Below are 14,542 nucleotides of genomic sequence, written 5' to 3' on the forward strand. Positions count from 1 at the left end.
GTGTCGTCGGGCCTTGTGTCCCGCCCCTGCTTCCCGCGTTTGTTACAAAATTAACAACCAGCTACGCAATCCGCTGGTGCTCAATTCCCGAATCGGGTATCGTGGTTACAAGAATAGTCCTATAGGAGTTCAACTATGAAAATCATCGATCTAGGCAAATTGGCGGCGGTAGGCTTGTTGGCGGTTTCCGCGGCGGGGTGTTCCTCGTGGGACAACATGAGTCATCGCCAGAAAAGCGCCGTGACCGGTGCGGGGATAGGCGGTGTCGCGGGCGCGGTAGTGACCGGCGGCGGTGTGCTGGGTACGGTAGGCGGCGCGGCCATCGGCGGCGTAATCGGCGACCAGGTCGGCAAGAATAAATAAGCCGCCCCGGCTTGCGCCGACCGGCGGGGCGCTTCGTGCCGCCCCCTGGTCCGCAAAAACCAAGGCCTGAGTTTACCGGTGCAGATCGGGACTCAGGCTTTTTTTATGAAGAGCGGGCTTCGGCCTGCGGCATTTCGATCTTGACCTCGAGGATTTCCAGGGAATCCTGGCGTTCGAGGTTGACCTTGATGTCGTTGGGGTTGATTTTGACGTAGCGGGATATGACCTCGACCAGCTCTTTTTGCAGGCGGGGAAGATAGTCGGGAGCGACGCCGTCGCCGCGTTCATTGATGAGGATGAGCTGCAGGCGGTCTTTGGCGACGCTGGCCGAGGTTTTTTTCTCGCCGAGAAGAAAAGAGAGGAAGGACATGTCATTTCCCTCCGAACAGGCGTTTGAACAGGCCGGGCTTTTCGTAATCGACGAAACGCAGCGGTTTCTCCTCGCCCAGGTAGCGGGCCACGACGTCCTGGTACGCCGCCGAGACGTCGCTGTCGCGCAGATGGATGGCGGGAATGCCCTGGTTGGAAGCCTGCAGCACGTCTTCGGACTCGGGGATGACGCCGATCAGCTTGATGCGCAGGATGTCTTCGATGTCTTGCAGCGAAAGCATTTCGCCGTCGGCGACGCGCTTGGCGTTGTAGCGGGTAAGCAGCAAGTATTCCTTGATGGGCTCGTCGTTGTTGACCGCGCGGTGGGACTTGGCCGAAAGTATGCCCAGGATGCGGTCGGAGTCGCGCACCGATGAGACCTCGGGGTTGGTGACGACGATGGCGTCGTCGGCAAAGTACGAGGCCATGAGCGCCCCGGTCTCGATGCCGGCGGGCGAGTCGCAGACAATGTATTCGAAGCCCATTTCCTTGAGGTCGTTGAGGGTTTTTTCGACCCCCTCTTTGGTAAGGGCGTCCTTGTCGCGGGTTTGCGAGGCGGGCAGCACGTACAGGTTCTCGAGCTGCTTGTCGCGGATCAGGGCCTGGTTCAGGGTGGCTTCGCCCTGGATGACATTGACGAAATCGTAGACGACCCGGCGCTCGCAGCCCATGATCAAGTCCAGATTGCGCAGTCCGACGTCGAAGTCGATGACCACCGTCTTGAATCCACGCATTGCCAGTCCCGAGGAAAAGCTGGCGCTGGTGGTTGTCTTGCCCACCCCGCCTTTACCGGAAGTCACTACAACAATTCGCGCCATGTCGATTGAATCCCTTTAGTCTTTGGTTTTATTAAATCACGTAATCGTAATGCAAAAATGCATGGAATTGGCCGTGAACGGCCGTTAAACAGTTATTGGGTTGGCAACAAAACTTATCCTGCCGACCCCGGGCCGGCGGTTGCGCCATGCAGCGCGCGTGTTTTGCCGCCGGCCTGTGGCTTCGTCGTTCAATGGGTGTCCTTGGCAAGGCTGGCGATGCGCAGCGTGTCGCCGTCGAGCTGGACGATGGCGGGCTGGTTGTGCAGGTTTTTGTCCAGTTGGGTCTCGATGACGCGATAAACGCCGGCGATGGCCAGCAGTTCGGGGTTCAACTGCGTGGTGAAGATGCGGGCGCTGGTGTCGCCGCGCGCGCCCGCCATGGCCTTGCCGCGCAAGGGGCCGTACACATGGATGTTGCCGTCCGCGATGACTTCCGCCCCCTGGCCGACCACGCCGATGACGATGAGGTCGGTATTGCGGGCATAGATGCGCTGGCCCGAGCGCAGCTGGCGGTTGATGATCATGGCGGCGGGCGCCACGGCGGGGGCGGCATCTTGGGCCCCCTGCGCGGGAGGCGCCGACGGCGCGACGACAGGCACTTCTTTGTCGGGAGCGGGAGTGCTGGCCGGCCGCACTGGAGCCGCCGACAGGTCGACCAGCGCCAGCCCGCTGGCCCGTGCGGCCTCGAGGTTCGCGCCGGAGGCCACGACCCCGATGGGGTGCAGGGCGTGCCCGCGCAGCGCTTGCAGCAGGGCTTTCCAGTCGACGGTTTCTTCGAGGCCCGAGGCATCGACGACCACGGGCTCGTTTTCAAAGAACGAGCCGGCGTCGCGCATGCGCTGGTCCAGCGTGGCGATCAGCGCTTCCAGGTCGTGGTCGTGCAGGACAATGCGCACGGCATACAGCGTGGCGCTTTTGAAGTCGAGCGCGGGTTGTTCTTTGGGCGAAGAGGAATTACTCACGATATGTCTTTATCAGGGAGCTTTGCCTCGACAAAATACCAGAAAGTCGGGGCAAAGCCGAGTGTTTTGCGTTGCGGCGTGGGACGAAAGGCGTTCGGGCTTCAAATCCAGGAGTCTTTGAGGGTGACCGCGCGATTGATGACGGGCTTTTCCCGGGTGGAGTCGATGCGGTCGGCGACGAAATAGCCCAGCCGCTCGAATTGCCAGCAGGAGTCGGGGTCGGCGTGGGTGCCGGGCTCGATCCAGCCTTGCACGGCCTGGAAGGAGTCGGGGTTCAGGGCGTCCAGGAAGTTCTTGTCGCCGGCGTCCGGGTGCGGGTCGGCGAACAGCCGGTCGTACAGGCGGATCTCGGCCTGGACGGCGTGCGCCGCGCTGACCCAGGTAATGGCGCCCTTGACCTTGACGGCGTCGGCGCCCGGGGTTCCGCTTTTTGTGTCGGGCAGGTATTCGACATGCACTTCGGTGATTTCACCATCGTCGTTCTTGACGCAGCCGGTGCATTTGACGACGTAGCCGTACTTGAGGCGCACCATGTTGCCAGGGAACAGCCGGAAGTATTTCTTGGGCGGATCTTCGCGGAAATCGTCGCGTTCTATCCATAGCTCGCGCGAAAAGGGAAACTCGCGCTGGCCGGCTTCGGGGTTGTGCGGGTTGCGGGGCGCGTGGCAAAGCTCGGACTGGCCTTCGGGGTAGTTGGTGACGACCAGCTTGAGCGGGTCGAGCACGGCCACGCGGCGGTCCGCCTTGGGGTCGAGGTCGTCGCGCAGGGCTTGTTCGAGCACGCTGTAGTCGATGCGCGAATCGGCCTTGGACACGCCCAGCCGCTCGCAGAACAGGCGGATGGATTCCGGCGTGTAGCCGCGCCGGCGCAGTCCGGCCAATGTGGGCAGGCGGGGGTCGTCCCAGCCGTTGACGTAGCCTTCGCGCACCAGCTCCAGCAGCTTGCGCTTGCTGGTGACGACATAGCTGAGGTTGAGACGGGCGAATTCGTATTGATGCGGCAGGGGGCGTGCCAGCTCGCCCAGGTCGGCCAGCTTGTTGAGTATCCAGTCGTAGAAGGGGCGCTGGTCTTCGAACTCCAGCGTGCAGACGCTGTGGGTGATGCCCTCCAGCGCGTCCTCGACGGGATGGGCCCAGGTGTACATGGGGTAGATGCACCACTTGTTGCCGGTGCGGTGGTGGTGCGCATGCCGGATGCGGTACAGCGCGGGGTCGCGCAGGTTCATGTTGGGCGATGCCATGTCGATCTTGGCGCGCAGGACCAGGCTGCCGTCCGGGTGCTTGCCGTCGCGCATTTCCTGCAGCAGAGCCAGGGATTCCTCGGCGGGGCGGTCGCGCCAGGGCGAGTTCGTGCCTTTCTCCGTGAGCGTGCCGCGGGTGGCGCGCATCTGGTCGGCGGTTTGTTCGTCGACGTAGGCGTTGCCCGATCGGATGAGCGCCTGCGCGAAGCCGTACATATAGTCGAAGTAGTCGCTGGCGTAGTAAAGATTGCTCTCGTCCTGGCTTTCCCAGGTAAAACCCAGCCACTTGACCGTGTCGATAATGGCGTTGACGTATTCGTCGTCTTCTTTTTCCGGGTTGGTGTCGTCGAAGCGCAGATGGCAGGCGCCCTGGAAGTCGCGGGCCAGCCCGAAATTCAGGCAAATGCTTTTGGCGTGGCCGATATGCAGGTAGCCATTGGGTTCCGGTGGAAAGCGCGTGCGGATTCTGGCGGCGTCCAGGCCGCCCTGCTGTTGCACCGAAGCCGGGCCGGGCCTGCCCGACCAGCGTTTGCCGGCATAGGCGCCGTTGGCCAGATCCTGTTCAATTATGGTGCGCAGAAAATTGGACGCCGGGGCTGTCGAAGAAGAGGAAGTCATACGGGGGTTGGAAAAAGACGGAAGTATCCAGTGAAATAAGCATTTTGCCACGTTCGGCGCCATTTGCCCTGTGCGGGATTCCAGGCCGGCCTCCAAACTGGCTAAACTGTGTCCTGTTTGATTGGTTCGTGTATTTATATTCGGATGCATGGGCTCGTCAGGCAAGGCGCAAACCACAGCGATAGCCGTAGCTATCGCGCGGATTTGCAACACCGCATGGCGAGTTCAGGCGCCGAAGATAAGTATTCGAATTAGTCAAACAGGACACTAGCGTTCATTATGACAAACTTGAACCTCTGGCTATCCCAGACGCAGTTCTTCTTGAGCCTCGGCTTCTTTTCGATCTTCTTGGCGATCGAAATCGGGTTGGCCTGGGTTCTGCTGTTCTTCAAGATCGGCGCTTCATTCAGCGCGCGCGCGGGATGGACGGATGCGTATCGATTCTGGGTGCGGGTGTTCGCCCTGGCGGTCATCCTCACGCTGGCATCCAGCATGCCCGTCCTGATTCAGGTCGGCAGCCTGTGGCCGGCCCTCATGGACAAGATCGGCGACGTCGCGGGGCCTTTGCTGGCCGGCGCCATCCTCACCACCTTCATCTTCAAGTCCTGCTTCCTGGGGGCCATGCTGTTCGGGCAGCGCTATGTGTCCGAACGCATCCATACGGTTCTCGTCCTGATGGTTGCCGTGGGCGTAACCGCCGCCGCCGGCTGGCTCACGGTGCTGCTGGCCTGGATGCAGGCTCCCGCCGGCGCCTTGCTGGTGGATGGGCAGTATGCGGCGGTGGAGTGGGGCGATATTGTCCTCAATCCCTTCGCGGGGTGGATGTTCGGCCTGCTGCTGGTCGTTGCGGCGCTGACCGCGGCTTTTCTGCTCATGGGGGTCAGCGTGCGCCAGGCCTTTCGCCATCCCCTGGTGGAAGGCGAGCATCTGGCGTTCCGCACCGGGCTGTTCGCGGCCATGGCGGGCGTAGTGGCGCTGGCGGTCGCCGTGGCCGGCTACGGGCAGCAAGTCGCGCTGCACCAGCCGGGCAAGGCGGCGGCCACGGCCGCCTATTGGCATAGCGGCGTGCAGCCCGATCTGGTGTTGGCGGCATGGCCCGACCAGGCCCGCGGCGTCAACCGCGCCGCCCTGCTGTGGCATCACGCCGGAGGCCGCTGGCTGTCGCATGACGACAAGGGCGTGCCCATCGGGCTGGACCGGATTTCAGGCATGGCTCCCCCCGTGGCGCTGACTTTCTGGTCGTTCCGCCTGGTGCTTGCGGCCTGGCTGGCCATGGCCGTTCTGGCCTGGGGCACGTTCTGGCGCCTGCGCAAAAGGCAGTACGATCCGGGCGTGCTGTCGGAAACATGGCGCCGGATTGTCGCGGGCATGACGTTTTCGGGCTGGGTGCTGGGTCTGGCCATCATGTGCCATATGCTGTTCGGCCTGGCGCCGTACGCGGTCAACGGCGCCATCACGCTGGCCGAGATCGTCGGCGATACCAGCCCCAATGTGCTGATGGCGGGCCTGGCGGCGTATGTGCTGGTCTATGCCGTGCTGCTGTACGGCTTTTTCCAATTGCTGACGCACATCGTGCGCTACGGCGTGGTGCCGATCGCGCGGCGCAGGGGGCGGGCATGATAGATACCCTGGTCAGTCTGTTGGGAATCAACGCCCAGGATCCTTCCTTCTGGATGCCCCTGGTCTTCATGGGCCTGCTGTTCGCCACCATCGTGGCCGGCACGGTGCTGGACGGCTTCGATATCGGCGTGGGCTGCCTGGTGCTGTTCGCGCCGCGCGAGCTGCGTCCGCGCATGCTGTCGCTGCTGAGTCCATGGCGCGACGCCAACGAGTTCTGGCTGTTCCTGGGCATGGGCCTGTTCGTGGCCGCGTTTCCGCACGCCTGGGGCAGCATCATGGGGCAGCTGTATCTGCCCCTGGCGTTGCTGGCCCTGGGCGTGTTGCTGCGTTCGGTGTCGTTCGAGCTGCGCTTGCGCTCTCCCATCGAAATGCAGGGGCGCTGGCTGAAGGGTTTTGCCGTGGGGTCGCTCATCACCGCCGTGGCGCACGGTGTGCTATTGGGCCAATTGGTGGTGTCCTACCAGACCGATCTCGGCTATATGTGGTTCTCGGCGTTTCTGGGCGTGTGCGCGCTGCTGGCCTACTGCCTGCTGGGGGCGTCGTGGCTCATCATGCGCGTGCGCGGCGAACTGCGCGTGCGCGCCGTCATGTGGGGCCGGCATGTCGTGCGCTGGACCGCCGCGGGCTCGGTCGGGGTTTCCGTGGTGCTGGCGTTCGCCAACAGCGGGGTGTTCCTGAAATGGAGCGACGGCCCGCAATGGCCGCTGGTCGTGGGCTTGTGGGGGCTGTTGCTGGCCTGCTTCGTTACCATCGAGATGTGCCTGCAGCGCATGATCAACAGCAGCTACCGCAATACCGCGCTGCCTTTTGCCATGACCTTGCTGATCTTCCTGATAACACTGGGGGGGATGGGCTACAGCTTTTTCCCCTACCTGGTGCTGGACGACATCACCATCTGGGACGCCGCCGCCTCGGTGGGCTCGCTGCGGCTAATTCTGGCGGCGGCGGTCGTGGCCCTGCCGGTCGTGCTGATCTTCAACCTTTGGGTCTACTGGCGCATGTTCGGCTTGTCCAAGCCGCCTTCCCCGCCCAAGTTCAAAGGTTAGCCTGTGCCGCGCCAGGCACAAACAGTCCGTGGGGGCTGGCGAACCAGCCAAACAGCACACACTAGGTTGCGGATTCCGGGCCTTCCTCCAGCGGCAGCGTGATGGTGATCTTCAGGCCGCCCCAGGGGGCTTCGCCCAGGGTCAGGGCGCCGCCATGAGCCCGGGCGATGGCATTGGCCAGCGCCAGGCCCAGGCCGACCGAACCGGTGCGCGTTCGCGCGTCGTCCAGGCGCGAAAACGGCCGCAGCGCTTCGGCGCGGCGCGCCTCGGGAATGCCTTTGCCATGATCCGAGATGGTCAGGACGGCGTTGCCGCTGTCGGCGCCCAGGGTGATTTCGACGGGCGGCGCGGCATAGTTCATGGCATTGGTGACGAGGTTGTCCAGCAGCCGGCCCAGCGCCAGGCGATCGGCCTTGACCATGAGCGGGGCGCTCACCGTTTCCCGCAGCTCGACCTGGCTGCCGGCGCTTTTCCAGGCTTCCACTTGCTCGTCCAGCCACGCCGCCATGTCCATGGCGGCGAAGCGGTAGGTGTTGGGGTCGGTGCCGCGCACGAAGCCGATGAATTGGTCGACCATGCGCTGCATGTCCTGGATGTCGTGTCGTATACCGTCCTTGAAGGCCGAGTCGTCGATCATCTCGATGCGCAGCCACATGCGCGACAGCGGTCCTTTCAGGTCGTGCGGCAGTCCCGCCAGCAGGGTGTGCCGCACGGCGTTCGATTCGGCCAGGGCATCGAGCATGGCATTGAAGCGTTCGCCCAGGATGCGGGTTTCGGATGGGCCCGATGGCACGACGCGCTGCGGCTGGCCGGCCGCGAGCTGGTCGGCCGCGGCCACCAGGCGTGTAATCGGCCGGGTGATGTGCCAGGAGAATGCGGCGGAGATCAGCAGCAGCAGGCCCATGCCCGCCAGCCAGACCAGAGTGATCGGCATGGGGTCCGGGGGGGCGATGCGATCGAGCGGAATCACCAGCCACTCGCGGTTGTCCCGCGCATCGTCGTCGCCGGCCGCGGCGGCGCCGGCGAAGGGCGGGTCGTCGGGGATCAATGAAATGTACAGCCGCGGCACGCGCCCGCGCGACAGGCCGACGCGGGTGCCGTCGTCGAGCTTTTCGTTCAGTGCATCCACAAACTGCTTGAGGTCCTGCCGCATATTGGACGGCATGGGCGGCGGAGGAGGCGGCCGGTCGGGTCTACCCCTGCGGAACTCGCGGAATTCGCCCAGCCTGGGGGGCTCGGGCGAATCGGGCGGTTCGCCATGGGGCGGTGGCGGGCGCATTTCCTGGCGGCGCAGGCCGATTTCGCGCGACCATAGATGCCATTCGTTATGGGAAGCCTGGCGCACGAACCCCGCGCGCTCGTCGGGAGGAATCTGGGCCAGGGCGGCGCGCACGGTGCGTATGGTGGTGGCCACGACATCGACGGTGACGCCCTGGGTGACCTTTTGGCGATAGTAGTTGACGGTGGCCAGCGTGGCCGCCTGCACCAGCAGTATCGTGCCCAGTGTCAGCAGGATCAGCCGGGCGTGGAGGGAGCGCAGGAAATTAAGAAACCGCATGGCCGGCCGTTATGGGGAAAATCGGTAGCCGACGCCCCAGACGGTTTGTATCCAGCGCGGCTGCTTGGGGTCGTCTTCGATGGCCCGCCGCAGGCGCAGGATGGCGATGTCGATGGCGCGGTCGTTGCGTTCGCCTTCGTCGTCGTCGCGCGCCAGCGCCAGCAGGCGGTCGCGTGAAAGCGGCTTGCCGGCGTTGTTGACCAGCGCCTCCAGCAGATTGACCTCGCCGCCGGTGAGCTTGATGAGTTCGCCGTTTTTGGACAACTGGCGGGTGGCCGGGTCGAAGATGAACGGCCCGAAAGCCACGGGTTTTTCCTTGACGAGGGCGGAAGCGCCCTTTTTGCGGCGCAGGACCGACGTAATGCGCGCCAGCAGTTCGCGTGGGTCGAAGGGCTTGCCCAGGTAGTCGTCGGCGCCCGCTTCCAGACCGATGACCCGGTCCACGGTTTCGTCCCGCCCGGTCAGCAGGATGATGGGAATGTCTTCGCCAAGCTGGCGCAGTCGCCGGCAGGCATCGGCGCCATCGCCTTCGGGCAACATGCGGTCGAGGACGACGAGGTCGGGGCTGAAGCGCTGGATGCGGGATTCGAGGTCGCGGGCGTCGGGCGCCAAAAGCGTATCATAGCCGTGTCGGTTAAGATAATCGGCCAATAATTGCCGCAGGGCGGGGTCGTCGTCGACAACCAGCACTTTGATCAGAATGTCGTCCATGATGCAAGTGTGCCTATCGATGCTTCGGCTTGCAAGCCGTGCGAAATAAACTGAAATACCTATGGACTGCTTGGTTGATTCGAATACTCCGGTTCGGCGTCCGGCCGGCCATGCGGCCTTGCCATTTTTACGGATTCCCGTCATCCACGGCATATGGAGCGTGAATGAATGATGTGCTGAGCGCAACGCGCGACCGACTCAAGCGCTGGGAGTGGCTGTCGGCATCGCCCGCCATGCTGCTGTGGGCCGCCGTCGTGGGTGTGCTGGGGGCGCTGGCCACTGTCCTGTTCCACCAAGGTATTTTTCTGGTGCAGCGCTTGTGCACCGGCGGGTCGGGCTCCATTTCGGGGGTCATCGGCAGTTTGCCCTGGTATGGCCGGATCGTATTCCCGGTGCTGGGCGGCGTCGTCGCCGGCCTGCTTTTGCAGTGGGCCGCCAAAATAAAAGCGGGCAGCAATTCCGACTACATGGAGGCCGTCGCCATCGGCGATGGCCGTCTTTCCATACGGCAAGGCCTGCTTCGGTCGTTGTCCTCGCTGTCGTCGGTGGCTTCGGGCGGCTCCATCGGGCGCGAGGGCGCCATGGTGCACCTGGCGTCGCTATGCGCGTCGGCCATCGGCCGCTTCGCGTATTTCGACACGGCCCGCCTGCGCCTGCTGGTTGCCTGCGGCGCGGCGGCCGGCGTGGCCGCCGCGTACGGCTCACCCATTGCCGGTGCGCTGTTCATCGCCGAGATCGTGCTGGGCACCATGGCCATACAAAGCGTCGGGCCCTTGCTTATCGCCGCCGCCGCATCGCACATCACCATGCGCTGGACGGGGCACTACCATCTTACCTATCCGGTCGCCGACAGTGGCGCGGCGCTGAGCGTCGATCACATCCTGCCGTTCGTGGCGCTTGGCCTGGTGTCGGGCGCCGCGGCGCCGCAGTTCCTCCGGCTGCTCGACCTGGCCCGCAAGGGGTTTCGCAGCTTGAAGCTGCCGCTGTCGCTGCGGCTAGGCCTGGGCGGATTGTTCCTGGGCGGCCTGCTGGTGTTCATGCCGAAGATGGCCGGCAATGGCTACAGCGTCATCGTGTCGCTGCTGCACGATCCCTGGGCCTGGCAGGCCGTTGCATTGGTGCTGGTGTGCAAGGTGGCCGCCACCATGTTCACCGTGGGTTCCGGCGCGGTGGGCGGCGTGTTCACGCCCACCATTTTCGTGGGCGCGGCATTCGGCTCCTTGTTCGGCCAGGCGGTGCTGCTGGTCTGGCCGGGGCTGGCGATTTCCCCCCACCTGTTCACCCTGGTGGGCATGGGGGCCTTCCTGGGAGCGGCGACTGGCGCGCCGCTCATGGCCATACTCATGATTTTCGAGATGACGCTCAGCTACCAGGTCGTCGTCCCGCTGATGCTGGCCTGCGTGCTGGCCTATTTCATGTCGCGCACCATTGCCGAAGTGGCCATGTACAACGTGACGCTGGCCCGCGAACGGGATATCGTCCTGCGCCGGCGCCTGCGCAATACGCAGTTGGCCGAACTGGTGCGGCCGGCCCAGACCGTCATACCAACCACGGCGCCGCTCAAGGATGCGGCGCAGATGTTCCTGGAGTACCCCGTCAAGTACCTCTATGTGGTGAACGAGGGCAATGTCTTTCAGGGCGTGATAGCCCAGCAGGATCTGACAAGCATGCTGCTGGTGCAGGGCGACGTGCAGGAAACCAAGGCCGGCGACGTCCTGCGGCTGGACTTCGTAAAGCCCTTGCATCCGGACATGGGCCTGGACGAGGCCCAGGATCAGTTCGTCAAGTTCCAGGGCGAGCGCCTGCCGGTCGTCAGCCGCGGCGACGAAGCGGTGCTGCTGGGCGTGGTCTACAAATCGTCGTTGCTGGAAAAGTATTCGGCGCTCAAGAAGTCGCTGGACCAAAGCGGCGAAGCCCTGCTTGATACTTCTTCCAGAAAATCCTAGGATTGGTCTTTGGCTTTCCGGCGCAGCCCGCGCCGAAGGCCGATTGCTTCAAAAGTTAGTCGTGTCTATGTCTTTGCCTTTTCGTTCCATGTGTTTTTGCGTGGCCGCTGTCCTGGCCGGCGGCGTTGCGCAGGCGCAGCGCTATGCCGCGCCGGATCAGGACGCTTCCTTCAGCTCCGCCTTGCAGGAGCTCGCGCCCGCCCAGCCGCACGCCGTCACCCAGATCAGTCTCGATCCGCCGGAGCCCCTGCCTGCGCTTTTGCCTGTCGAGGTTTCGGACGAAGTCGATGCCCCGGGAACCGGCAAGTCCTTGTTGCCGCCGCCCGAGGCGATCCTGCAGATCGATCCCGCTTACTCGCGCAACTTGTCGTCGTCCTTGCTGCGGGCCGGCGCCGGCAAGACCGGTATCCAGCCTCAGGGCGCGTCTGGCGCCTCCAGGCAGGTATCGATCATGGGGGCGGGCAAGACGGACACCTGGACGCTGGGCGCCGACAACTGGCGCTACTCGCGTTCCGACGGCACCAACCTGGTGCTGGGCAACGACTGGTCAAACGGCTCGGTGCTGGACGACAAGGCCCGCCTGGGCGGCGTCGCGCTCACTCAGTCCAGCCTGGGCAGCGCCAAGGAGGGCAGTTGGCAATATTCCGTCCGCATAGGCGCCCTGGATTACTCGGGCGACCCCGGCAAGCCGGGAGGGCTCACATACGGGCCCCGGGCCGGCGAGGGCGTGCTGCAATACGGCGTGAGCCAACGGTTGTCGCTGGAGACGCAAACCCAATGGACGCAGGGCCTGGCCGTAAGCGGCATCGGCGGCAAGTATGCGACGCGGGGCTGGGGCGCCTGGCAACTGGCGGTGGCCAAGGCGTCGCGCGACCTGAACGACGGCTGGCGCTATCGTGTCGGCTATCGGGCCGACGTGCTGGACTCGCTGAGCCTGGGCTGGGTTCACGATGAAAGCAGCAACGGCTTTTCCGACCTGGCCAGCTATCGCGATGCGTCGCTCGATGCGGGACGCAACCGCCATCGCTGGTCGGCCACCCTGAAGCTGGGACGCTGGGGCGATTTGAACGGCTCGTTCGAGCAGGTGTCCTCGGCGACGGGCTACCTCAAGCGCCAGTTCGGCCTGACCCAGCAGTTCTGGTACAGCCCCAATCTGCGGGTCTCGCTGAAGGCCGACCGCGAATTGATCACCGGCGACTACGACGTGGGCGTGAACTTCGCCGTCCCGGTGTTCTAGTTGAGTTCGTAGCCAGGGGCGTACGGACGCCTTTTGCTGGGTTGGCGCCGGCTTCGAACGTTATGGGCGCGCCGGCTTGATACGGGCAGCCAAGGGGCTAAAATGGCCCTTTGAGTTTTCAGGGTATGCGCGGGCTTTGCCGTGGTGGCCCGTTTATTTACGTTTGCCGAATGCCCTCATCCTCGACTTCCCCTCTTGATATTCTGCAGCAGGTTTTTGGCTACGATTCGTTTCGCGGCGATCAGCATGCCATCATCGAACATCTGGTGCACGGGGGGGATGCCCTGGTGCTGATGCCCACGGGCGGCGGCAAGTCTTTGTGCTACCAGATACCCGCTCTGGCCCGAAAAGGCTGCGGCGTGGTGGTTTCGCCGCTCATCGCCCTGATGCAGGATCAGGTCGACGCCTTGCTCGAGCTTGGCGTGCGCGCCGCCTTCCTCAACTCCACCCAGGACTGGCGCACGGCGCGCGAGGTGGAGCAAGCCTTTCTGGCCGGCCAACTGGATTTGCTGTACGTGGCGCCCGAGCGCCTGCTTGCCGACCGCTGCCTGGACATGCTTTCGCAAGGCAATATCGCCCTCTTCGCCATCGACGAGGCGCACTGCGTATCGCAGTGGGGCCACGATTTTCGCCCGGAATACCTGGAGCTTTCCATACTTTCCGAACGCTGGCCGCAGGTGCCGCGCATTGCGCTGACCGCGACGGCCACCACGGTCACGCGGCGCGAGATCGCGCAGCGCCTGAACCTGACGGACGCCCGGCATTTCGTGGCCAGCTTCGACCGTCCCAATATCTGCTACCGCATCGTCGAGAAAAACGACGTCAAGCGTCAATTGTTGCAGTTCGTCCAGGCCGAACACACGGGCGATTGCGGCATTGTGTATTGCCTGTCGCGTTCGCGGGTCGAGGACACGGCGGCATTCCTGTGCAGCCATGGCATCAAGGCTCTGCCTTACCACGCGGGGCTCAGCGCAAGCGTGCGCGCGGCCAACCAGTCCCGCTTTCTACGTGAGGACGGCCTGGTCATGGTGGCGACGATTGCCTTCGGCATGGGCATCGACAAGCCCGACGTGCGATTCGTGGCGCATATCGACCTGCCCAAATCGGTCGAGGGCTATTACCAGGAAACCGGCCGAGCCGGCCGCGACGGCGAACCCGCGACGGCCTGGCTGGCCTATGGGCTGCAGGATGTCGTGCAGCAGCGGCGCATGATCGACGAGTCCCCCGGCGACGACGTGTTCCGCCGGCGCCTGGGCACGCAGTTGGATGCCATGCTGGGCTTGTGCGAAACCGTGAACTGCCGGCGCCAGCGGCTGCTGGCCTATTTCGACCAGAGCATCGAGCCTTGCGGCAATTGCGACACCTGCCTGGAGCCGCCCGAAGCCTGGGACGGCACGGTGGCCGCGCAGAAGATTCTTTCCGCCGTGTATCGCTTGTGGCGCGAACGCGGGCAGCGCTACGGCGCGGGCCATCTCATCGACATCCTGCGCGGCAAGCTCACCGACCGCGTCAAGCAGTACGGGCACGAAAGCCTGACCGTCTTTGGCGTCGGAGCCGACCTTTCCGAGCAGGCCTGGCGGGGCGTATTGCGGCAATTGCTGGCGCAAAGCCTGTTGGCGGTGGATCACGAGGGCTATGGCACTTTGGCCCTTACCGACGGCAGCCGCGCGGTGCTGCGGGGTGAAACCACCTTGATGTTTCGCCGCGAGCCGGAAAAGAAGGCGCGCGCGGCGTCCCGCTCGCCGCGCGGCAAGGCCGCCGACGTCGTGCTCTCGCCCGAAGCCCAGCTGCGTTTCGAAGCCTTGCGCGCCTGGCGGGCCGAGGTGGCGCGAAGCCATGGCGTTCCCGCCTACGTCATTTTCCACGACGCCACGCTGCGCGACGTCGCCGAGCGTTGCCCGCAATCCATCGAGGATCTGGGCATGATCAGCGGGGTGGGCGTGCGCAAGCTGGAAGCCTACGGCGAGGATCTGCTGCGCTGCGTGCGCATGGCGCTGGCGGGCTAGCGTTTTTGCGGATCGAAAGCGTGCAATGAACAGCCCCGGACGGGGCG

General features: G+C 64.3%; 12 protein-coding genes. 6 read left to right on the plus strand and 6 right to left on the minus strand.

Annotated elements, in window-relative coordinates; genetic code table 11:
* Positions 1 to 135 precede the first annotated feature (135 nt).
* Complete coding sequence (locus VNT00_RS03645) at positions 136 to 363, plus strand: YMGG-like glycine zipper-containing protein (RefSeq protein ID WP_325584622.1); 228 nt, start codon at positions 136 to 138, stop codon at positions 361 to 363.
* Between the two features lie 103 nt (positions 364 to 466).
* On the opposite strand, the gene minE is transcribed toward VNT00_RS03645, so the two are convergent.
* From minE to VNT00_RS03665, 4 genes are all read right to left on the minus strand, one after another.
* Entirely contained in the window at positions 467 to 733 is a 267-nt protein-coding gene (minE, locus tag VNT00_RS03650; protein WP_325584624.1) for a cell division topological specificity factor MinE, read from the minus strand.
* Between the two features lies 1 nt (position 734).
* Positions 735 to 1,550: a septum site-determining protein MinD gene (gene minD / locus VNT00_RS03655; protein ID WP_325584627.1), complete on the minus strand. Its 816-nt coding sequence runs from the start codon at positions 1,548 to 1,550 to the stop codon at positions 735 to 737.
* 188 nt (positions 1,551 to 1,738) lie between these two features.
* Entirely contained in the window at positions 1,739 to 2,512 is a 774-nt protein-coding gene (gene minC / locus VNT00_RS03660) for a septum site-determining protein MinC (protein WP_325584629.1), read from the minus strand.
* A 101-nt stretch (positions 2,513 to 2,613) separates the two neighbouring features.
* Complete coding sequence (locus VNT00_RS03665; RefSeq protein WP_325584630.1) at positions 2,614 to 4,371, minus strand: glutamine--tRNA ligase/YqeY domain fusion protein; 1,758 nt, start codon at positions 4,369 to 4,371, stop codon at positions 2,614 to 2,616.
* 279 nt (positions 4,372 to 4,650) lie between these two features.
* Between VNT00_RS03665 and VNT00_RS03670 the strand changes: the two genes are divergently transcribed.
* Positions 4,651 to 5,991, plus strand: coding sequence for a cytochrome ubiquinol oxidase subunit I (locus VNT00_RS03670; RefSeq protein WP_325584632.1), 1,341 nt, complete (start codon positions 4,651 to 4,653; stop codon positions 5,989 to 5,991).
* Complete coding sequence (locus VNT00_RS03675; RefSeq protein WP_325584634.1) at positions 5,988 to 7,037, plus strand: cytochrome d ubiquinol oxidase subunit II; 1,050 nt, start codon at positions 5,988 to 5,990, stop codon at positions 7,035 to 7,037. Before VNT00_RS03670 ends, VNT00_RS03675 begins: the two co-directional genes overlap by 4 nt.
* A gap of 61 nt (positions 7,038 to 7,098) precedes the next feature.
* Here VNT00_RS03675 and VNT00_RS03680 read toward each other — a convergent pair whose 3' ends face one another.
* On the minus strand, positions 7,099 to 8,595 hold the full coding sequence (locus VNT00_RS03680; RefSeq protein ID WP_325584636.1) for an ATP-binding protein: 1,497 nt from the start codon (positions 8,593 to 8,595) through the stop codon (positions 7,099 to 7,101).
* A gap of 9 nt (positions 8,596 to 8,604) precedes the next feature.
* Positions 8,605 to 9,306 carry a response regulator gene (locus VNT00_RS03685; protein ID WP_325584638.1) on the minus strand — a complete coding sequence of 234 codons (702 nt, stop codon included), beginning with the start codon at positions 9,304 to 9,306 and terminating at the stop codon, positions 8,605 to 8,607.
* A gap of 164 nt (positions 9,307 to 9,470) precedes the next feature.
* On the opposite strand from VNT00_RS03685, the gene VNT00_RS03690 reads away from it, so the two are divergent.
* The 3 genes from VNT00_RS03690 to recQ all read left to right on the plus strand — a co-directional run bounded on the left by VNT00_RS03690 (position 9,471) and on the right by recQ (position 14,495).
* Entirely contained in the window at positions 9,471 to 11,252 is a 1,782-nt protein-coding gene (locus VNT00_RS03690; protein ID WP_325584640.1) for a ClcB-like voltage-gated chloride channel protein, read from the plus strand.
* Positions 11,253 to 11,319: 67 nt separating this feature from the next.
* A complete protein-coding gene (locus VNT00_RS03695; protein ID WP_325584642.1) occupies positions 11,320 to 12,489 on the plus strand; it encodes a fimbria/pilus outer membrane usher protein in 1,170 nt (389 codons plus the stop codon).
* Between the two features lie 170 nt (positions 12,490 to 12,659).
* A complete protein-coding gene (gene recQ / locus VNT00_RS03700) occupies positions 12,660 to 14,495 on the plus strand; it encodes a DNA helicase RecQ (RefSeq protein WP_325584644.1) in 1,836 nt (611 codons plus the stop codon).
* The last annotated feature ends 47 nt before the right edge of the window (positions 14,496 to 14,542 follow it).

The organism is Eoetvoesiella sp. (assembly GCF_035555955.1).
GTDB lineage: Bacteria > Pseudomonadota > Gammaproteobacteria > Burkholderiales > Burkholderiaceae_B > Eoetvoesia.